Source organism: Lactiplantibacillus xiangfangensis, assembly GCF_001438845.1.
GTDB classification, from domain to species: domain Bacteria; phylum Bacillota; class Bacilli; order Lactobacillales; family Lactobacillaceae; genus Lactiplantibacillus; species Lactiplantibacillus xiangfangensis.
The window spans coordinates 31,239-52,629 of sequence record NZ_JQCL01000001.1; the positions used below are offsets into that span (position 1 = coordinate 31,239).

The following is a 21,391-nucleotide window of genomic DNA, read 5'->3' on the forward strand; positions in this document are numbered from 1 at the left end:
AATCAACCTGCCAGTGAATCGGGGATGAGTGGAAACCCGACCAGTACTTGATTAATCCGAAAAACACTTTCTTAGTTGCTAACTGAAATAACCACGTTAAAGTAGGATTAGCCGTTAACCGGTACGTTATCATCGGTGGAGTATGTTCGTACTCTATTTAGAGCTGGTCTACATTTTGGTAGACAACTTGGGTGGTACCGCGAAAGAAGTCTTTCGTCCCTTGATAATTCAAGGGATGGAAGGCTTTTTTCTTTTATCTTGAAAAATCTACGTTAATCAATAAATTATTTTAAAGGAGTTCCGACTTATGCATTTAATTATTCCAAAGGATTACGATCCAAAATTATCCGTTAAAGAAACCCAACAAGCGATTCGTTATATTCGTGAAACTTTTCAAGAAGAATTTGGTAAGCAATTAAACCTTTCACGGCTATCCGCTCCCATGTTCGTTGAAAAGAAAACTGGTTTAAACGATAACTTAAACGGGATTGAAAAACCGGTCTCCTTTACGATGCAAGATATGGGTGACGAAACGATTGAAATCGTCCACTCTTTAGCTAAATGGAAACGGGTCGCTTTGAAACGCTACGGCTTCGACATGCACGAAGGCCTCTACACGAACATGAACGCTATTCGTAAGGATGAAGACTTAGACAACTACCATTCAGCTTACGTTGACCAGTGGGACTGGGAAAAAGTGATTGCCAAAGATGAACGCAACGTCCAAACTTTGGAAGACACGGTCAAAACCATTTTCAAAGTTATCAAACATATGGAACACGAAGTTTGGTACAAGTTCCCTAAAGCCGTTCACCATTTACCAGACGAAATTCACTTCATCACCACTCAAGAACTAGAAGATATGTACCCTGACATGACGCCGCGTGAACGCGAAAACGCCATCTGTAAAAAATTAGGCTGTGTCTTCTTAATGCAAATTGGTTGGAAGTTAAACAGTGGCAAACGTCACGACGGCCGCGCACCCGACTATGACGACTGGAAATTAAACGGTGATATTCTCTTCTGGTACGAACCATTAAACCAATCCATTGAAATTTCTAGCATGGGGATTCGGGTTGACGCCGACTCAATGAAGGCCCAATTAAAAGACGCTGACGCTGAAGACCGCTTAAGCTTGCCATACCATAAGATGATTTTGGACGCCTCTGTCCCTTACACCATTGGTGGTGGGATCGGTCAATCCCGACTCTGCATGTTATTACTTGGTAAGGCGCACGTCGGTGAAGTCCAAGCTGCACTCTGGCCACAAGCGATGATCGATAAGTGCGAAGCTAACAACATTCACTTACTTTAATAATCAATTATAAAAAAATTGAGATTAGTTGCGGCTTCCCGTTGGTTCGTTAACTTGGCTTAACCGGACCAATGTCACTGAATTCAATCTAAAACCAAACCTAATACGTTTAAAGTGACACAACCATCAAATATCAAAATAGCTCACGGAAAATTTGAAATTTTCTGTGAGCTATTTTTTACTTAATGAAAATGTTCATATAATGACTGCCCGCTAATGATTATTGGAATTATGCCCTGTGAATCACTAACTTGAATTCCATGACGCGTTAAGTAATCTAGTAATTGCGGCAAGTAATCCCGTACCTGAGCGTTTAAATCAAGCGTCCACGTTCGCTTCGCCGTCATTAACATAATTTGAAAATAATCCGGGTTAACATCAAACACTGAAGCACGCTTGCGAGTGCGGTACTGAAGCGCCACACCCCGTAACTGTTCATAGCGAATGACCGTTTTAGTAGGTTGCCACATGAGTAGCTCCCTGAATTTAACTAATGTTTTAGTGGAATACTGATTGAGGATAAGGCCTGATTGCGTGATCACCCAATAATCGCTAACCGCAACGGGTAAGACGACGATTACACCGAGTCCCATAACCACACCAAAAAGCCACCATGGCTGGTATCCAAATCCTGTGAATAGTAAGCTAATCAATACCCAAAATAAAATTAGCCCCACAGCTCGTTTCACGTTGAAACGCTTTCCAACCAAATAAGGCTTTTTAAAAAATGGGCTTCCCTGGACAAGTTCATCTAATGAAATATTGTAAAAATCCGATAAAGCCAACAAGTTATCGATCGACGGTACTGCCCTACCAGTTTCCCATTTAGAGACAGCTTGCGTCGTCACAAATAGCTGGCTTGCAAGTTGGGATTGCGTTAACCCCCGCTGTTGCCGTCGTAATTTTAACATTGCCTGTAACCGCATCTTCTCGCCCCCTAGTTTTCCTCCCTAGCATACGTTCGATGCCGCTTAGTCGCAATCAACTCATGGTTGATGGTCACTTCACCTAGCATTTAAGTCGTTCAAGATTTGCTGAACTTCCATTTCTAGATCTGATTGTTGATTAATCAACTGTTCTGAGGACCAGCCCAACACATCATGTGGTAGCCACCACTGTTTCATCTCTTGGGGGCCAAAGTCTCGCGTTCGCGTCTGATGCCGGGTTAAGGTCGTTTTAAAATCAACATCAAAGTAGTAAGTCAGTGTCTTGGCAAACGGCCCCGCCAACTTTCTTAGCATTCCTTCATAGCGTTCGCGCGCCAAGATCCCTTCCACGATAACGACGGGTACTCGGTGATTGCCATAGGTTGCAATCTGCTTAATAAGGTCAATCGCTAAATTTCCCGGGTTATCACGGCTCATTAACATCTCACGCCGCACCACGTCCTGCTCAACTAGCAACGTATTATGACCTAAGCGTTTTTGTAACGTTTCTGCTAAGGTAGTTTTGCCGCTACCCGAATTTCCGCGAATAATAACTAACGTTGTCTCCATACTACAAGTCCCCTTAATAGTGCGACTTAACTTTCTAATAGCTATTATAGGACTAAAACAGGTGGGTCCGAGACAAACCTCAAAAAACCAATCAGAAGATTTCTGGTTGGCTTTTCCTATCGCTATGGTCGAAATGTGGGCCAAAAGGCAGTTTTCGAGATTAACCGCCTTTTGGCCCACTCTCACCTGTTTTACTTACTCTTTTGTAAATTGCGTCGATAATCGTGTAACACTTTTAACGCTCGTTTACGCGACTTTAAGTTCGAACTTCTTAAGCGACGACGGGCACTGGCTAAATCTTGCTTTTCCATATTCAACTCCCCTTATATTTAAATAGTAATTATTACGATTTAAATATATCATGGGCCATTAAAAAAGCCAAAGCATTTGCTTACAGATACCTAACGTAGTTCATAGCAATTAATTGATCGACCCGTTTGGCATTTTCCGGTGATAACACGATCCCGTTCTTCCGTAAACAAGCCGAGATTTCGATGCCCATCCGTTCAAAAACGTACATGTTCGAACCAGATTGCTGCTGAACCAGCTCACGATAATAGTTGCCAATCAGTTCTCGAAACGGCCGTTCCGTCGTTTGATTTAAATTAGCCACTAAATCCATCATAATGGCCGTCGCAGCCTTTGCCCGAGCTTGCCCGCTACTATACCACTTGACGGAATGATTTTCAGTTGTCCCCATTGTCTCTTTGCTCCCCTTACGAAACCAAACGCGATACCACGGACGTTTCGCTACTGGCTGCGTCATCCCAAGCAAGTAATCCGCTGAAACACCAAACAACTGTGCAAGCATGACCAGACTTTCCAGGTCGGGATAACTCTTACCCAGTTCCCACTTAGAAATTGTCTGGCGTGATACCCGCAACTTTTCTGCCAGCACCTGTTGCGACCATTCCCGCTGTTCACGTTGATCCTTGATTTTTGGTCCAATTGCAATTTTCACTGTACCGCTCCCCCACTTAAAATAAAATTCTTTTCCCCGCACCAATTCGTTGCTTCATCAAATACTACCCGCAACGTGCCGTTGCACCCTTGTTAAGTCAACGTTTGTAGGCTTTCCTATCAATTTTATGAAGCCATCGCAATAACTTCACAATACTCCCATTCTACACGTCAGACTAGCAAATGATTAGTTGAATTTACCAATTCCATATTAGTTAGATGAAAGACAGCTAAACACGCAAAAACACGCGGTTATCAGATTATACATATACAAATATTTCTCACGTTAACCCTTATCAATATAAAAATTAGTAATAGATAATTACGATTTCCCATCTAAATAATTCTGTCATCACCATCTTAATTGCAAACCGCCTTCAATACATCTCAATATCGTTAGTTCGTTTTATTAATCCTTTATACATAACGATTTCATCCCTGACATTTCGTAAAACGTTGTCTTATCAAGCTGTAATTAACCGACATATTTAATATTAATAATTGAGACTATAACCTATATCAAATCACGATAAAATGATATTTTAATTTAATTATCATTAATTAGACTATCAATATAAACGGTGATACACTCTAACTATTAATCAGGTTATATAATAATTAATTAAAACGATTTTCTTTCTAAAGGAGTGGGGCACTTTGAAAAAATCAGTAAACAAACAGTTAAATAAGCAATTTAATAACCAGCGGCAATCGCGCTGGCTGATCACTGGGGTTACGACCATGCTTTTAACTGTCACCGCAATTACCAATCAAACCGCATATGCAGACGAAGCCACGGCAACACCAAAGCCTAGTCAGGATGAAAGTAGCCAGACCGTCACGGCTAGTCCGCTACAACAAAATAGTGTTAATTTAAAAACTGAGCCAACTAATTCACAGGCGCCAACAACACCCAATTCTGCAAATAATGCTGGTACATCAAATGCCAGTGAAAACACTCAACCCGCATCTGAACAAGCTGCTAAATCCTCGACCGCACCGACTAGTGAAGCACCGGCAAATAGCGCTACTGCCCCAACGAGCGGTGCAACGTCGTCAGCCGCAAAAGAATCCACTAGCAGCGAACAACCGACGCAATCGGCTGGCGCAAGATCGGAAGCACCGGCAACTACTACTTCAGCCACAGCTTCACAAGCGCAGACTGAATCCGTTCAAAAGATAACGCCTGAAAATCAGCTTACAACTAAACAGACGGCTCAGCCCGCAATGGCGCCACGCGCACGGATGACGGCAGTAGCTGATGAGAGTATTGATACTTGGATGCCCAATAAGCTACTGCAACAAGAAGTCTTACGTCAGCTCCGCGCGCAAAACAAGGATCGCACCTGGAACTCAGCAGCTGATATTACTAAAGACGATATGCTACTGCTCAAAACTTATTACGGAACCGATACCTACATTGATGGCAAAACGGATTATTCACTCGCAGGTTTACAATACGCTACTAACTTAACCAGTGTTACCCTCAATAAGGCGCTAAATAGTAACATTCCCGTTCACTATTACGGTGACGTAGCTGACATTACCCCGATCGCCGGATTGACAAACCTAACATCCGTCGATATTCAGGACAATCGGGTCACGGATATTTCACCTTTGAAAAATCTCGTTAATTTGGAAAAGCTGACCGCAGATTTCAACCACATTTCTGACTTTTCTAGCCTAAAAGACTTAACCAACCTAACTACCTTGTCATATGGTAACCAAGTCGTCGTCAACCTCGATCCAATTTTCATCGATAAAAACAATCCCAACTACACGCTGCCTAGTCAGTTCCGCAATAAAGACGGTTCAACCGTTACTTTAAGTGGTGCTAACGGGATTGCCGAACCAATAACATTTAACAGCAATAATAGCCAATTTTCTTACAAATTTTATTTCAACGGTGCTGGTGCTGCCAACACCACCCAGGATGGCAAGGGTGGCCTGACCTTTACTGGTTTACAACAACAACCCGTTAGCTGGTGGGCCGGCGATGCTAATGGCCAATATAATGGTGCTACCGTCGTTCCAGTCAAAGATTTTTACTACATGGTAGGTGCTTACTCGGTCGGTACCGTTTACTTTGCCGTTGTTCAAGCGTATGAGCTAACTGATAGTGCCCAACCCGTCACCGTCAAATACCAAGACGCTGACGGCAACACGTTAGCGCCTGACCAAGTTTTAACTGGCCTCATCGGCGAGGATTACACGGCCCCCAGCAAGTCGTTTACCAACTACCAATTGGTCAACACTAGCGGTAACCCAACTGGGACCTTTACGGACGCTGCCCAAACGGTAATCTTCACTTATGCCCGGATGGACGCCGGCGATATAACTTTCAAATTCCAAGACAAAAACGGAAACACCCTAGCGCCTGACCAAACAGTCCCTGGTAAAGGCCTGCTGGGACTCAACTTCGATATTCCAGCACCCGCGATCAAAGACTACATCTCACCCGCTAACGCCACCGGGACACTGACCACTGAAAGTCAGACCTACATCTTTGTTTACACTCGTAAAGATGCCGCTGACGTCACCATCAAATACCAAGACGCCGACGGTAACTCGTTAGCGCCTGACAAGGTTTTAAGCGGTAAAGAACAGCTCAACACCGCTGTAGCAGATCAAACCATTGATATCTCGAACCATACCTTTGATCAAGTTATTGGTGACCAAACCTTTACTGACTCCGCGCACGACATCATTTACGTTTACAAACGGAGCGACGCCGGCGATGTGACCATCAAGTATCAAGACGAGAACGGCAATAAACTCGCTGACAACTTGAACTTATCCGGACAAGGTAAGATGGGGATGGAAATTCCAGATCAACAGCTGACCATTCCGGGTTATACGTATAAAGAACTTCAGACCCGTGCCATCGGAATATTCACTGACCAACCTCAAACCATCATTTACGTTTATACCCGCAACGCTGGTCAAGCTGTCACCGTTCAATACCAAGACGAAAATGGCAAAGCGTTACATGACGATATCGTTTTGAACGGCTATGAAGGTGACCCGTACGCAAGCGAACAATTGGCTATTAAAGGCTATACGTTTAAGAGCGTTCAAGGTAACGCCAATGGTCTCTTTACCGATAAGCCACAAACCATCACTTATGTTTACACCCGTACGGCTGGTCAAGCCGTCACTGTTCAATACCAGGATGAAAATGGCAAATCATTACATGACGACGTGACGTTAACCGGCTACGAAGGTGACGCCTATACCACTGAACAATTAGCCATCGACGGCTACACGTTCAAAACTATTCAAGGTAACGCAACGGGAACCTTTACAGATGCGCCACAAACCATTACCTACATTTACACTCGCAACAACGGTAAAGCTGTCACCGTTCAATACCAAGATAAAAATGGCAAAACCATTCACCCCGACGTGACGCTAAATGGTTTCCTTGGCGACACTTACCAGAGTGATCAATTAACAATCGATGGCTACACGTTTAAGGCTGTCCAAGGCAACGCAGCGGGAACCTTTACAGATACACCACAAACCGTCACCTACATTTACACGCGCAACACCGGCAAAGCTGTCACCGTTCAGTATCAGGATGAGAACGGCAAAGCCCTTCACCCTAACGTAATCTTAAATGGTTTCCTTGGTGACGCTTACCAGAGTGAACAATTAGCAATCGACGGCTACACGTTTAAGGCTGTTCAAGGTAACGTAACGGGGACCTTTACTGACGAACCACAAACCGTTACCTACATTTACACTCGCAACAGCGGTAAGGCTGTCACCGTTCAGTATCAGGATGAGAACGGTAAAACCATTCATCCAGAAACCGTTTTAAATGGTTTTCTCGGCGACACTTACAAGACTGAACAATTAGTCATCGACGGCTACACGTTTAAAACTGTCCAAGGTAATCCTACCGGGACATTCAGTACCAATGCTCAGACGGTCACTTACGTTTACACTCAGGATCAACCAGTTGACCCTGACACCACGGGAACCGTCACGGTACACTATGTCACCGCTGACGGGAAGACTTTGAAGACAACCACCCTCAGTGGGAATACCGGTACAGCTTACCAAACGACAGCTTTAACCTTTGATGGTTATCAACTCGTCACTTCTCCAAATAACGCTAACGGACAATTTGCTGAAGGCAACCAAGACGTGACTTACGTTTACAAGGCCTTACCAACAACGGATGGTGGCGACGGTGATCACGTGGATCCTGAAAATCCAACGACACCCGAAAAGCCAACTGAACCGGAACAACCAACGAATCCAGAACAGCCAGCTCAACCAGAACAGCCTGGCAAACCAGGACAAATCACCACGGTTGACCGTGACCAAGTCACACCATCAAAGACTGCTGTTAAACCAGCTAAGGTTCAGCCTGCCCAAGCAAAGGCAACGGCCCAAAAAGATACGACCGCATTACCACAAACTGACGAACAGGCCTCGACGCTTAGCTTACTTTGGATGGGCGTTCTCTCCCTCTTAGCAACCCTTGTCGGTCTAAAAAAACGTAAAGATTAACCCTTGATTTCAAGACATTCCAAAAGCGTTCCGTTAACCACTGATAGTAATGGTTAACGAAACGCTTTTCTTTTCCCGATAACACCCGTCACCGGAGTATACTTGGGTTAACAAAAATAAACCTAATTCTAAGGAGTTTTGATCATGAAAGTCTATTTAATTCGACACTCTGAACCTTCGTACGACCAAGTCGCCGCTGCGGGATTACGTGGTTACGGTCGCGAGCTACGGCCACTGACCGACCGGGGCATTCAAATTGCACGGGAACGGGCAAAAGATCCGCTTTTCCAAGAAGTCCAACTAATACTTGCGTCGCCGTATACCCGTGCGCTCCAAACCGCTCTAGAGTTCGTCCGCTATCATGATATTCCGCTCAAAGTTGAATTAGGTTTACGCGAATGGCAACCTGACAACACTGGTGCGCGAATCGACAATGATGAGTCGGCAGAAGCCGCCTATCAAACCTTTTTAAAGTATCCCCATGAACGCCCAGAAAACTGTCCTTACCATTACGATACGATTGAAGACATGCAAGACCGCTTCATGGCCGTTTTAAAACGCTACGCCAATCAATATGACTGCATCGCCTGTGTCAGTCACGGCACGATTATTAGTCAAATGGGCCCCGGGGGTGGCTTGGATTACTGCGACGTTCGAAAGATGACTGTGAACTAGCCACCATTATTCGATCTCATTAATTCCGTTCAAAAAGGCACACTAGCAAAGCCAGATACCTAACTTTGCTAGTGTGCCTTAGGTTATTTCTCAAACAGCAAATATTTATCATACTGAGCAGACCTTTTCAAATGCAGTGCCATTTTAACAATTGGCTCAGTTGTATCATTAACCCTGAAACTTTCTTCTTTTAGTGAGTTCTTATCTACTTTCACTTCACCAAAATAGTAAAAATCACTACCTTCGTCATCATTCTTTTTGATAAATAATTGGATTGTTGTCTGAGGTGCCAATATAGCTTGAACCTCTTTAGAACCGATTTTAACATTGTGGCGCGTAAACCATTGGAAAGTATCAGCATTTATAAAACGATCTTGATAATTGATGCTTTGATCAATCTTACCTGATTTAGCATAGGTTACAAAAATTGGACAAGTATTTTGCCGAATACGATACCCATAAACTGTTGAACTCACATCTTTTTCCCAGCCTAGTAATCTGCAGACATCTTTTCGAGTATAGCGTTCATATAATGTAAACTGCTGATTCACATTATATCTATTTGCTCTCATTATCCCGGCAAACAGCGCATCCTCTACCAACTGTTGAAATAATTTCTGTGAAACAAGATATTTTTGAATCGCTTCATTCAATTGATATCCACCTTCATAAATCATGATAAGTGGTTTGTCACCATACTTTTCTTGGCTTGCCTTTACAAAAAAAGACAAAGTTAATACTCTTTCAACTGAATGTTCAACATTTTCATTATAAAATATTGATTGATCACGCATCAGTTTTCTAAAATCGCTTTTTTTTACAAATCCCTTGCTTTCAATTAACTCTCTCAATAACAACAATTCTACAATTCGTTTTCCATTCATCAATTCTATTGAAATAAAACTTAGAATTGCTTCCTGGTTAGCCGTTAAATGAACGTCTTCTTTCATTTTAACTAAGAATTGATAATAGTTTTTATACCGATTAGCAAACACAGTGCAATCTACCGTTCCAAACTTTTGAAAATCAACTAGCAGCGGCACCCGTCCCAACCGATTCTTTAAGTTTTGATAATCATCTCGTAAAACTTTTAAGCTATCTAACGAGGTGTTGTTAATAGATTGATATATTTTCTCTTTGGCAATTTCTGAAAAACTGACAGTAGAAAGTCCCGAAATTTGCCGTGACTCTAAATCATCCCGTGCAGAGTTTTTATTACGTGATCTATCACCCGTTAATGCAATTGGAATAAGATAGTTATTCTTGTAGTTACCTATAAAGTCAATCACTGTTACATAGTCTTTTCCTGCAAACTTTCGCAGACCACGGCCTAATTGTTGTATAAATACAATACTAGATTGTGTACTTCTTAACATCACAATCTGGTTGACACACGGAATATCTACCCCTTCGTTGAAGACATCCACAGTAACAATGTAGTTGATATCTCCATTCTCTAACTCTTTAACAATTTCACGACGCTCACTCTGCGGCGTATTTCCTGTAATTTTTTTACTAGTATATCCCCGCCGAGTCAATGCATCCGCCAACTCTTCAGCCTCTGCTGATAAACTACAGAAAATTAATCCATGTAATACATCACCTGAGTAGCCATAATATTTTGTTTGCTTAATTACATAATCGACTCTCTCCTCAGAAACCAACCATTTCAACTTACTCGTGTCGTCAGTGATTTGTCCATCGTATTGATAATCAGTAATCCCAATATAACGAAATGGACAAAGCATTTTCTCATCAAGTGCTTTTTGCAATCGAATCTCATAAGCAATATTGTAATCGAACATTTCATATAAATTAAAGCCATCCATTCGGTCCGGTGTTGCCGTCATCCCTAACAAAAAATCAGGTTGGAAATATTTTATTACCTTCTGATAGGAACTGGCTCCAGCTCGATGAACCTCATCAATTAGTATGTAATCAAATTGAGTTGGTTCAAGAAGGGATAACCGCTCATCTTTCGCCAACGTTTGAATTGTTGCAAATAGGTATTTAGCCTTAAAATTTTTACTATCTCCAGATATAACGCCAAATTGTTCATCAAATTTAGTTTCTGTTTGATCACCATATTTATCTTGAAACTGATTATAAAAATCACTACGTAAGACATTCTTGAAACTTTCCATCGTCTTATTTAAGATTTGCTCTCTATGAACGATATAAAGAAAACGCTGTGGTTGATACTGGCTAACATCAAGCGCACCCAAGTACGTCTTTCCTGTTCCTGTCGCAGAAATAATCAAGGATCGATGCGCACCCGCTTTGCGAATATCAGCCAAACTACTAAGTGCCTCATTTTGCATTTTATTAGGTTCGATCACATGCTTATTTATTGCATACTTTGGTGAAACGTCTTCTAATTCTTCATCCATACGTTGTCTTGGTACTGAATCATAAAGTTTCCTATACTGTTCAATCCAATGTCTAGTTAATGGCTCAGCCTTTGTCCATTCTTCTTCTACTTCACTAATTAATTTTTCGGTTAAAGCACCATTATCATGCGAAGTAAACTTAATATTCCACTCATAATTTTTCAGTAGGGCACCTGATGTCATATTAGAACTGCCAATAATGACGGATTGATAATTTCCCATCTCATGATCAAAAACATATCCTTTTGCATGAAATGCTTTGTTATTAGAAATTTTCACTTCAACTTTGGACAGCTTCAATAATTCCTGAAAAGCTTTTGGTTTATTAAATGCCAAATAATTTGATGTCAAAATCCTTCCCTGTATCCCTTTAGCTGCTAAGTCAGCCAATTTAACTTTTAATGCTGCTAAGGCACTTTCTGTAACAAAAGCAATAACAAATGTAAAAGACGAACAACAATCTAACTCTCGTTCAATATGCATCAACATGGAATCGCCTTTATTATTATAGATAAATCGCGGCACTAACTCTTCAGCACCATCAAAGCGCTGATCTACGAATCCATTTGACAGTGCACTAACCAACTTTGTCTGTGTACTAGTTAATTTCATTGAATTTTACCTTTGCTAGATCAACGGACTTCAGTGTCTCTGCGATCTTCTCATCAGCCGCCGCCCACGATAAAGTTCCTAACTGTTGTTGTGTAATCCATTCAACTTTGCTATGGGCTACTAAATCAAAATTATGAGTGATAAATTTTGCATAGTATGCTGTTAGATGAATTGTACCAAAATCATATTCATGAACACTAGTACCTACTTTAGTTCCGACCATAATTTCATCATCAAACTCTTCCACTAATTCCCGTGTAAGAGCTTCTTGCGGGGTTTCACCTTTCTCAACCTTTCCACCTGGAAATTCCCATAATGTTCCTAATATCCGATCGTCATTTCGTTTTGTTGCTAATATCTTGCCATTTTCGAGTAGAACTGCTCCTACAACGATAATCTGTTTTTTCATTAGTAAAACCCTCCTTTAAACAAATTTCAAAAACACTTTTTCTAGTCATGCGTTCACTTAAAACTATTATAACCAAAAAAGATAATCTCGAAAGGCCCTATAATAAAAAGACAAGGCTAACCATTACAGTTAATCTTGTCTCTATACCTTATACTCTCACTAATTAGTAATTATTTAATTACTGCCTTAATCGCGTCGTTGACAGCCGCTTTTTCGGCTTCGACCAAGTCAACCCGGCTTGAGATGACCTTGGTGTCCATCTTAATTTCACGGGTTAAACCAGGGGTGTTGATCTTTGGTTCAAAGAAGGCCTTAAATTCAGCCAACCGTTCCTTGGTATGGAAGAGCCGTGAAATGACCGTAATGTACGTGGTGAATTCCATGTCACCACCGACCGTTGCTTCCAACCAGTTCCAGTCGTTCCGAATCCAATCCCAAGCTAACTGTTCGCCAGCGTGGTTGGCCAGAACGCCGCGGAACCAAGCCCGCAAATCTTGTGGCTTGATCGTAGCAGCGTCTTCGAACGCATCAATCAATTGACCTAATAACTTCGTATCCGGCGTTGCGGTCAATGCATCGCAGATATCCGCTTTATAGCTGGCGTCGGAGGTCTTTCGGTACGTGTTTAGTAACTGGTTAAAGAGGGCCGCGTTACCAAAGTTCTTCACTTCGTTCCGTAACACGAAGACCCGGATATCAGCTGGTAAACTAGGTAATTGTGCTTGGTTACCTTCAAACAATTCGTGTGCAGCTAGAATCGCCGCTTTGTTTTTAGCAAACAGCGCCGCACTTAAAACGTATGGCCGGGTCAACTGATCATCGTTGGATTCGCCTGCTTTAGGCATCCAGCCTAACCGTTGAACTTGACCCGCGCTTAATTGATCGTAAAGTGCTTGTAAATGTTGTTCTTCATCGGAATCCGGCGTCACAAACTTGCGCAAGTTACCGGCTAATTGGTACAACGCCGCGTTAACAACCGTTGAATGACTGTCCGCGAACCGGTCCAACAAAGGAACGACGCTCGCGTAAGACATTTGCCGACCTTCAGCTAACAAACGGTAGTCTTGCAACAACTGTAGTTGATCAATCGGTGTTAAGTCGTCAACGTGTGCCAAGATGTCGTCCATCAAAGTTTGGTCGTATTTCACGATAAAGTGTGAATTATTCCCAACGTTTAAACGGAATGGTTGGCCATTCGTCTGCCGCAATGCTTGGTAGTCACCGAGCACTGCCGTATGATCACTAAGAATGGCAGGAGCTGCCTTGTAGTTACTGTTAAGTGGTAACTTCCATTGCCGACCTGCTTCGTGACCTTCACCAATAAAGAACTGTTGCTGCGTAATCGTCAATTGGCCATCTTTTACCGCAGCCGTCAAGACTGGATACCCAGGTTGTTCCAGCCAAGTATTCATGATGTCGCCAACTTGAATGCCTGACGCATCCCCAAGCGCTTGCCACAGGTCATCCCCAGTCGCATTACCGTATTTATGATTAATAAAGTACTGTTTCAAGCCCTTACGTAAAGCGTCGTCGCCAATCATACCGCGGACCATAACTAACATCCGGGCACCCTTGGCGTAGACGATTGCACTATCGAAAATCGAATCGATTTCGGCGGGGTCTTCCACTTGAACGTGCACGGATTGAACACCGTCCGTCGCATCCCGTTGTAGCGCCATAGAAGCTTCGGAAGTCTGGAAGGTTTCCCAAATGTGCCAGTCTGGTTCAAGCGCATCAATGGCCACGTATTCCATCATGTTAGCGAAACTTTCGTTAAGCCATAGGTTATCCCACCACTTCATCGTTACTAAGTCACCAAACCATTGGTGCGCAAGTTCGTGGGCAATTACCGTGGCAACCCGCTGTTTAATTTCAAGCGCCGTATTATCAGGATCTAACAGTAAGTAGGCTTCCCGGTAAGTGACGAGCCCCCAGTTTTCCATCGCGCCGGCTGAAAAGTCTGGTAATGCCAACTGCCATGAATGTGGTAATGGATATGGCGTCTGGTAAAAGTCTTCGTAAAATTCAATTGAGCGCTTTGCAATGTCTAACGCAAAATCAAGCTCATTTGCTTGGTGCGCCTTAGTTCCAAATACGCCGACCGTCACGCCGCTCTTCGTCTTCGTTTCCTTACCTTGTAATTCCCCAAAGGCAAAGGCAATCAAGTACGTTGACATCCGAACCGTCGTATCAAAGTAGTGCACGCCGTCTGCTTCACGTTTTTCAGGCATGTTGCTTAAAATCATTTCGCCGGCATGTTCGTCATACTTAATAGCTAAATCAAAGGTCGCCTTAGCTTCCGGTTCGTCGACACATGGGAAGGCCTGACGGGCAGCTGTGGTTTCGAACTGGGTCCCGATGATTTGTTTAGGTTCACCGTTAACTTCGTAGTAAGACGGGTAGATCCCCATCATGCTATCAGTTAGCTTGGCACTATAAGCAATTGCCAGCGTCACTTTACCGGTCTTCGCCAGGTCAATCCGAATTCCTTGAATATCGTTATCAACGGCAAACGGCACATCCTTGCCATCAGCCTGTACGGATGCAATTGATAAGAAGTTTTGATGAATTAAAACTTCTTTCGCTTGGGCCTCACCAGTAATGGTGGATTTACCGGAAAACTGTTTCTTTTCACGGTTAATGTCAATATAAATGTCGTAATGTTCTGGTTTGAAAGTTTCGTAAAAATGCGTTGTCTCTGCCATGTTTTTCTCCTCGTTTTTTAAGAATACTTTCATTATACGACATCTCTATCCAGAATGCGCTATTACCGGTTTAATAACGCGGAAATCACTACTGTAATAACTACTTAGAACTTTTTTCATTCAAAGAATTTCGCACGCATTTGCTTCAATTCACACGGCCAATCAGTATTGATCATTTTGACACCTAATTGGGCGATTCGCCCCCAGCCATTCGTCATTGGATCACCAAATAATGATTGCTGATCATCAAACGCCCCAAACAATTCAATTTCTTTGCCACCGGATGCGCCTAGGTTTAACCCATTCCCTAATGGTGCCAAGTGTTCATCAAAAATCCGCTGGAAAAAGGCCGCGGTCATAATCGTTTGGTGCCGCTTTTCAATAACCGTTTCTAACCCAACAAAGTTGATGGGTGCGTCTAGCTGCGTAAAAGTACGGGCTAAATCATCGGCGTTTCTGACGATTGGAATAATCATATATTTGCGTGGATGACTCGCTAATAATTCATAGTTTTCCGTCGTGGGTGCCACTTTGATCATAATCTGTGATAGTTGGTCTGGATAGTGGTCCAATTTGGCCAGTAGCAACGGCAAGTGCTTTTCATTACGGTCAAAATGAATCAACATGTCCTGTGGAATATTTCGCATAAAGTTATCAAGCGTATCGACGTGCTGAGTCGTCTCCGCCCCGACACCGTTATACAAATATAGCGCCTGCAACTGCTTCAAGTCCATTTCTGAGACGTTGATTTCACGGTTAAATAACTGGCGTTCACGATTAGGATGGATCATCACCAACTCGTTATCAAAAGTTGGCGTGGTGTCCGTTTCCATAATGTCGGCACCCAATAACCGAGCTAGCCGCATCGCATCAACCGTATTCTCGATAATGTTAGCGTGAGCAAACCCACGGTGACACGCAATTAGAAACGGCAGTGCCTGTAGACGTTGGTTAAACAATTGATTGATGGCTTGATATTCTGGTTTTCCATACATTAAGTTGTCCCCCTACATCATGATCGTGGTATCTTTGGCATGCTTACGTACTGCATAAAGTAACAAACTTCCAATTCCCACTAGTAAAACTGAATAAATTAGATTGGCAGCCAGTCCGTTAACACCAAAACTAGACGTACCACTATTTGGATCAGTGTTATCCCGAATAACGACACCCAGTGGTATAAACGAAGGACTATATAGAAAGACCGTCATATCGTATTCCGCCAAGTGTGCCAGCGTGTTCATACTAAACACTGCCAGCGAACTATCGCGAATAGCCGGTAAGCCAACGTCAAAGAACGCGCGCGTTGAAGAAGCCCCCAACATGACTGCCGCTTCTTCTAAGGCCCGGTTCTGGCCACGAAAGGCGGCTTCCATAAATCGAATGGAGTACGGCAACCTTGAAACCACGTAGGCAACCAGCAATAGTACTAATCCCCCGGTCAAAATCTGATTTCCAACGAGCCACTGGGGCTGACCATACGTGGTCACTAACGCCAGCGCAATTAGCGGTGCCGGTAACAACCACGGTAAGTACATTACCGCAATTTCGCTACGTTCTAGCAGACTCGGACGCCGTTTTAAAACGGCGATTCGTCCCAAAAACATCCCCATAATCAGGGCAATTCCCGCACTCAGTAACGCATAACTCAAACTCGTCACAATTGGCATGATCGTGTCTGGCGTGGTCAAAACATTCATATAATTTTCCAGCGTGAAACTGTAAATTCGCCCCATAGAAATCGAATGATCATCCGTAAACGAAAAGATAACGACTAATACGAACGGAAAGATTAAGATAAATCCAATCAAATAGGCGATAAAATGAACGATAACGTTGATTACTGGATTAATGATTTGTTGCCTTTTCATTGGCGTTGCTACTTTGGTCCGAAACGCCACGTTGCGCCGCCGGTCGATAATCATCCCGACCCCGAAGATGACTAGTTGCATCAAACCTAGGATAATCGACAACGCCACTGCTAAATGCCGTGAATAAGTATCCATGGCAAAGGTTAGAATGGTCGGCGCAATGGTCTGAAATTTCGTGCCGCCAAAGATCAGTGGCGCAGAAAACGCGCCAATACCGGTTTGAAACAAGAAAATCGTCAAAGTGGTCAAAGTTGGGGTCAACATCGGTAAGACGACTTGACGCAAAACTTGAAACTGACTTGCGCCCATCAACTTAGCGGCCTCTAACATTTGATAATCCAAGTTAGCTAGGGCGCCCTTCAAAAACATCATGTGATTTGCCGTACAGGTGAACGTCATAATAAACAGAACCGCTGGCAACCCTTGAAACCAGTTAGCCACTAACGTCGGAAAGACGTGGCGTAATAATTGCGTCACAAAGCCACTTTCCCCATAAATAAACAGGTAACCACTTGCCACCACGATTCCGGAATACACGATGGTCGACATGTAAATGAGATTGAGCCACTTTGCTCCCCGAATTTTAAAATAGCTAACGGTTAAGACCATGAAAACACCCACCACGTTACTCGTGATACTCAGCAGCAATCCCAATAACAGGCTGTTTCCTAAGCTGGCCAACGCAGCGTGGGCCGTAAAGATTTGACTAAACGAGGCCATCGATACCGTTCCCGCATGCCAAAAAGCTGATAAAAAGATTTGCAGATTGGGGAATAAGACAAACGCAATAATCAGCCAGGCCAAAAATACGATTATCAATCCGTACCAGAACTTCTCAAGACTACCGCGCTTGACGCTCATACTAAGGCCCCCTCACGGTAACTTAGGATGGATTTCGTCGGTAAAACCAAGTTCACCTGGTCTCCAACCTTGAACTCTGATCGCGAGTGCTTATTAATCACTGTTAGTGGACCGTAATCAGTTGTCACCGTGTAGCTAAAATAAAAGCCTAAAAAGTTTGCCGCCGCAATGCGACCACTTACCATCAACTGCTCAGCACTAGCTGATACTGGTTCTGCCGTAATGGTAATTTTTTCCGGCCGAATATAGTGATGCGTCCCGTTAGCCGGTTCGCTTGACATCACCGCATCAATTTGGTTGGCCTCCCCAACGAACTGGCTGACAAACTCAGTTTGAGGCCGTTTATAAATCGCTTCTGGTTCGCCCAACTGTTCCAAATGCCCGATGTTGAATACGGCAACGTGATCAGACATCATCAACGCTTCACTCTGATCATGGGTCACGTAAATCATGGTAATCCCAGCGTCACGTTGCAGTTGCTTCAATTCGTTTCGTAATTGTTCCCGCAACTTAGCATCTAAGTTGGATAAGGGCTCATCCAGCAATAACAATGGTGGTTGGGGTGCCAGCGCACGGGCGATTGCTACGCGTTGCTGCTGCCCTCCGGATAATTCCGCCACACCCTTCTTCAACTCAGCACTCGTCAAGTGGACTAAGTCAGCAACTTGATGGACTTTTTGTTGAATTTCAGGTTTGGATTGCTTGGCAAGCTTTAACCCGTAGCCAATATTGTCAAAAACAGTCATATTTGGAAATAACGCATAGTTTTGAAACACCATCCCGATATGCCGGTTACTCGCTGGTGCCTTAGTGATATCTTCCCCATTTAAAATCACTTGGCCTTCACTAACCGGGTTCAAGCCTGCAATCGCACGCAACGTCGTCGACTTACCACAGCCAGATGGTCCCAATAACGTAAAAAACTCATGTTCCTGCACATTAAAACTGACCTTTTCAACCGCCGTAAAATCATTGTATTTCACAGCAAGGTTCTTTACTTCCAACAAATTAAACTCCCCCAAGACTAGGACTAATTAAAGTAATTTAGTGAAATCTTTTGAATCCACTTGTTAATGTTTTTGTTGTACCATTTCATATCAAGATTGGTTACTTTGATATCTTTCAACATTTCCTTTTCCTTTGGATCAATCGCTGAAGCCGCTTTTTTATTTAATGGCCAAGTGTGGAACTGCTTAGCAATCTTCTTTTGCGTGCTAGCACTTCCCAGCCACTGGGCAAAGCGTTCCGCATTCTTGGTGTCACCAGATTTTTTCACGACCCCCACCTGTTCAATCACTTGGGGACTGCCATCCGTAGAGTTAATAATCTGTGGATCAAAATTAGAAACTTTTTTAATGCCTAAAAGGTCACTGGAGAACGTGTAACTGATTGTTGATTCTTTCTTAGCAATCGGATTTGAGAAGAGTTGCGGGTTACCGAACTGTTTCCCATTTTTAAAGAAGTTCTTGATTGCCGGCCAAGCTTTTGGTGAAACACCATCTTTTGCGCTGTCATCTTTATATTTTGTAAGGATGTTAGCAATCACCATTTGATTTGTTTGCCCGTTGATCCCGGTTTTATTAGGCACCATATACTTATATTTGGCCGTGCTAGTCGTTAAATCAGACCAAGCAGTTGGCAAATCTTGTTTGGCCGTCTTACTGTCAGCAATCTGAATGATCAGCTGGCGCGTTAACGGGTAAAAGTAACCGTTACCTTGATTGTCGCTGGATGCCAAGTCTTTTTGCCAATCCACACTGAATTTTTTCAAAATCCCCTGTTGTTGTAATTTTGTGAAACCGAATTGTGATGAGCCGTAGACCACATCCGCAACCGGTTTATTCTTTTCTGAGACCAAGCGGTTAATCACATCGCCACCGCCAAGGCTAACCGGGGTAATGGTAAAACCAGCTTTAGCAGCTTCCTTTTTAAGCCACGCACCCCGTCCTCCCGATAACGAATTTGAATAGAGCACGATCTTATGTGACTGGTTGGATTTACTGCTTCCCTTACTTTGTTGCGAGCAACCTGCAAACAGAACAACTAACGAACTTAATGCTAACCAACGTAACCCGATACTAATGCGCTTGTTCATTTTCATAATAGCCAACTCCCTAAAAATTTAATTAAGTCACACAAGCATTATTCCATTCCTACTAGGCACCAATAATCATGGGTTAGTAAAATCTTCGTAAAGAGTCAGTAAAACGTCAGCTTATAATAAAATAATTTTTGTATTTACATTAATTAATTTTCAGAAAATAGTTGCCCTGATTTTCAGATAATGAATGACAAATATGGGTACTAGCGGTCAATCACCATACCGTCAAATCTATAGCTTTCTTTCTAAAATTAAAAAACGACCCAGTCATAGACTGAGTCGCTTTTAGACCACTAGTATTATTCAATCGTTGCCCTGCTCTTTTTATCAAAGAAGTGGGCCTTACTCATTTCAAATGCCATTTGCACGCTTTCACCCGGCTTGTGGAAATCACGAGCGTTGACCTGCGCAACAAATTCGGTATCGCCCGTCTTCGAATAGAGGTTTGAATCCGTTCCTAAGAATTCGGAAACGACAACTTTGGCATTCACAACGGCATTGGGGAACGTGGTCAACGCCACTTGTTCCGTATGAATATCTTCCGGCCGCATCCCTAAAGTCACGTCCTTATCCTGATAACCTTGCTCCCGCAAAATCTTTAGTCGCCCTTCCGGAACCTCGACATCGAACCCCTTATCGTTGGCGACGCGGTTACCATGCAGATGGACGTCAAAGAAATTCATTGCGGGCGAGCCAATGAACCCGGCCACGAACTGATTGACCGGTTTATTATAAAGCTCGTCCGGCGTCCCAATTTGTTGAACCTTACCGTCGTCCATGATGACGATTCGATCCGCCATCGTCATCGCTTCAACTTGGTCATGGGTCACGTAAATCATGTTCGTTTTCAGGCGCTGATGTAACTGCGCAATCTGCGTCCGCATGTCGACCCGCAACTTGGCGTCCAAGTTGGACAACGGTTCGTCCAATAGAAACAGGCTCGCATCACGGACAATGGCCCGGCCTAACGCCACCCGTTGCCGTTGCCCACCGGATAACGCCCCCGGTTTACGTCCCAAGTAGTCGCTGAGGCCTAAGATCTCCGCGGCGTCGGACACCCGTTTCTTGATCTCGTCACGCGGCGTCTTACGAATCTTCAGCCCGAAGCCCATGTTATCAGCAACCGTCATGTTCGGGTACAGGGCGTAGTTTTGAAAAACCATCGCAATATCGCGGTCCTTAGGCTGAACCTTATTCACCACTTGCCCATTCATGTAGAGGTTGCCTTTAGTGATGGTTTCTAGTCCTGCCACCATCCGCAAAGTCGTCGACTTCCCGCAACCGGACGGGCCCACGAACACCACGAACTCCTCGTTTGGAATCGACATGTTAAAGTCCGTGACCGAGTAATCCTCATTCCCTTTATATTTCTTATAAATGTGATCTAATTTAATTTCAACCATTTTGAGTCACCCTTTTAGTGCACTAGTCCCTGTCAAGTTGACAGATGAAATATTATAAAGTTAAATCTGTCT

General features: G+C 43.4%; 15 protein-coding genes and 1 other annotated feature (1 of these 16 running past the window's edge). Of the genes, 3 read left to right on the top strand and 12 right to left on the bottom strand.

Annotated features, from left to right (window positions below; genetic code table 11):
• Positions 1 to 224 (top strand) — a binding site (T-box leader); it begins 29 nt to the left of the window's first position.
• Between the two features lie 83 nt (positions 225 to 307).
• Positions 308 to 1,315, top strand: a complete 1,008-nt coding sequence (gene asnA, locus IV64_RS00165) for an aspartate--ammonia ligase (RefSeq protein WP_057705142.1) — start codon at positions 308 to 310, stop codon at positions 1,313 to 1,315.
• A 182-nt stretch (positions 1,316 to 1,497) separates the two neighbouring features.
• Here the strand turns inward: asnA and IV64_RS00170 are convergent, their stop codons facing one another.
• The 4 genes from IV64_RS00170 to IV64_RS00180 form a co-directional block, all read right to left on the bottom strand.
• Positions 1,498 to 2,241, bottom strand: a complete 744-nt coding sequence (locus tag IV64_RS00170) for a helix-turn-helix domain-containing protein (protein ID WP_057705143.1) — start codon at positions 2,239 to 2,241, stop codon at positions 1,498 to 1,500.
• Positions 2,242 to 2,319: 78 nt separating this feature from the next.
• Positions 2,320 to 2,811: a kinase gene (locus tag IV64_RS00175; RefSeq protein WP_057705144.1), complete on the bottom strand. Its 492-nt coding sequence runs from the start codon at positions 2,809 to 2,811 to the stop codon at positions 2,320 to 2,322.
• Between the two features lie 191 nt (positions 2,812 to 3,002).
• A complete protein-coding gene (locus IV64_RS14235) occupies positions 3,003 to 3,122 on the bottom strand; it encodes a putative metal homeostasis protein (protein ID WP_157060957.1) in 120 nt (39 codons plus the stop codon).
• A gap of 80 nt (positions 3,123 to 3,202) precedes the next feature.
• Complete coding sequence (locus IV64_RS00180; protein WP_057705145.1) at positions 3,203 to 3,772, bottom strand: helix-turn-helix domain-containing protein; 570 nt, start codon at positions 3,770 to 3,772, stop codon at positions 3,203 to 3,205.
• 656 nt (positions 3,773 to 4,428) lie between these two features.
• Between IV64_RS00180 and IV64_RS00185 the strand changes: the two genes are divergently transcribed.
• Both IV64_RS00185 and IV64_RS00190 read left to right on the top strand, forming a co-directional pair.
• Positions 4,429 to 8,292, top strand: a complete 3,864-nt coding sequence (locus IV64_RS00185) for a MucBP domain-containing protein (RefSeq protein WP_057705146.1) — start codon at positions 4,429 to 4,431, stop codon at positions 8,290 to 8,292.
• Positions 8,293 to 8,436: 144 nt separating this feature from the next.
• Complete coding sequence (locus IV64_RS00190; RefSeq protein WP_057705147.1) at positions 8,437 to 8,967, top strand: histidine phosphatase family protein; 531 nt, start codon at positions 8,437 to 8,439, stop codon at positions 8,965 to 8,967.
• An 83-nt stretch (positions 8,968 to 9,050) separates the two neighbouring features.
• Here IV64_RS00190 and IV64_RS00195 read toward each other — a convergent pair whose 3' ends face one another.
• The 8 genes from IV64_RS00195 to IV64_RS00230 all read right to left on the bottom strand — a co-directional run bounded on the left by IV64_RS00195 (position 9,051) and on the right by IV64_RS00230 (position 21,319).
• Positions 9,051 to 11,969, bottom strand: a complete 2,919-nt coding sequence (locus tag IV64_RS00195) for a DUF3427 domain-containing protein (protein ID WP_057705148.1) — start codon at positions 11,967 to 11,969, stop codon at positions 9,051 to 9,053.
• Positions 11,956 to 12,378, bottom strand: a complete 423-nt coding sequence (locus IV64_RS00200; protein WP_057705149.1) for a (deoxy)nucleoside triphosphate pyrophosphohydrolase — start codon at positions 12,376 to 12,378, stop codon at positions 11,956 to 11,958. The genes IV64_RS00195 and IV64_RS00200 overlap by 14 nt, the downstream gene beginning before the upstream one ends.
• A 170-nt stretch (positions 12,379 to 12,548) precedes the next feature.
• Positions 12,549 to 15,083, bottom strand: coding sequence for a M1 family metallopeptidase (locus IV64_RS00205; RefSeq protein ID WP_057705150.1), 2,535 nt, complete (start codon positions 15,081 to 15,083; stop codon positions 12,549 to 12,551).
• A 116-nt stretch (positions 15,084 to 15,199) separates the two neighbouring features.
• The gene (locus tag IV64_RS00210) at positions 15,200 to 16,078 is read right to left on the bottom strand and encodes a glycerophosphodiester phosphodiesterase family protein (RefSeq protein WP_057705151.1); all 879 of its coding nucleotides are present in this window, start codon (positions 16,076 to 16,078) and stop codon (positions 15,200 to 15,202) included.
• 12 nt (positions 16,079 to 16,090) lie between these two features.
• A complete protein-coding gene (locus tag IV64_RS00215) occupies positions 16,091 to 17,815 on the bottom strand; it encodes an ABC transporter permease (RefSeq protein ID WP_057705152.1) in 1,725 nt (574 codons plus the stop codon).
• Positions 17,812 to 18,822, bottom strand: coding sequence for an ABC transporter ATP-binding protein (locus IV64_RS00220; protein ID WP_057705153.1), 1,011 nt, complete (start codon positions 18,820 to 18,822; stop codon positions 17,812 to 17,814). Before IV64_RS00220 ends, IV64_RS00215 begins: the two co-directional genes overlap by 4 nt.
• Before the next feature lie 23 nt (positions 18,823 to 18,845).
• Positions 18,846 to 19,916: an extracellular solute-binding protein gene (locus IV64_RS00225; protein ID WP_057705154.1), complete on the bottom strand. Its 1,071-nt coding sequence runs from the start codon at positions 19,914 to 19,916 to the stop codon at positions 18,846 to 18,848.
• 299 nt (positions 19,917 to 20,215) lie between these two features.
• Positions 20,216 to 21,319 carry an ABC transporter ATP-binding protein gene (locus IV64_RS00230; RefSeq protein WP_057705155.1) on the bottom strand — a complete coding sequence of 368 codons (1,104 nt, stop codon included), beginning with the start codon at positions 21,317 to 21,319 and terminating at the stop codon, positions 20,216 to 20,218.
• Between the last annotated feature and the right edge of the window lie 72 nt (positions 21,320 to 21,391).

Coding starts and splice junctions, on each gene's coding strand:
- IV64_RS00200 (WP_057705149.1), bottom strand. CDS start 12,378: ATGAAAAAACAGATTATCGTTGTAGGAGCAGTTCTACTCGAAAATGGC.
- IV64_RS00225 (WP_057705154.1), bottom strand. CDS start 19,916: ATGAAAATGAACAAGCGCATTAGTATCGGGTTACGTTGGTTAGCATTA.
- IV64_RS00210 (WP_057705151.1), bottom strand. CDS start 16,078: ATGTATGGAAAACCAGAATATCAAGCCATCAATCAATTGTTTAACCAA.
- IV64_RS00175 (WP_057705144.1), bottom strand. CDS start 2,811: ATGGAGACAACGTTAGTTATTATTCGCGGAAATTCGGGTAGCGGCAAA.
- IV64_RS00190 (WP_057705147.1), top strand. CDS start 8,437: ATGAAAGTCTATTTAATTCGACACTCTGAACCTTCGTACGACCAAGTC.
- IV64_RS00205 (WP_057705150.1), bottom strand. CDS start 15,083: ATGGCAGAGACAACGCATTTTTACGAAACTTTCAAACCAGAACATTAC.
- IV64_RS00215 (WP_057705152.1), bottom strand. CDS start 17,815: ATGAGCGTCAAGCGCGGTAGTCTTGAGAAGTTCTGGTACGGATTGATA.
- IV64_RS00195 (WP_057705148.1), bottom strand. CDS start 11,969: ATGAAATTAACTAGTACACAGACAAAGTTGGTTAGTGCACTGTCAAAT.
- IV64_RS14235 (WP_157060957.1), bottom strand. CDS start 3,122: ATGGAAAAGCAAGATTTAGCCAGTGCCCGTCGTCGCTTAAGAAGTTCG.
- IV64_RS00170 (WP_057705143.1), bottom strand. CDS start 2,241: ATGCGGTTACAGGCAATGTTAAAATTACGACGGCAACAGCGGGGGTTA.
- asnA (WP_057705142.1), top strand. CDS start 308: ATGCATTTAATTATTCCAAAGGATTACGATCCAAAATTATCCGTTAAA.
- IV64_RS00230 (WP_057705155.1), bottom strand. CDS start 21,319: ATGGTTGAAATTAAATTAGATCACATTTATAAGAAATATAAAGGGAAT.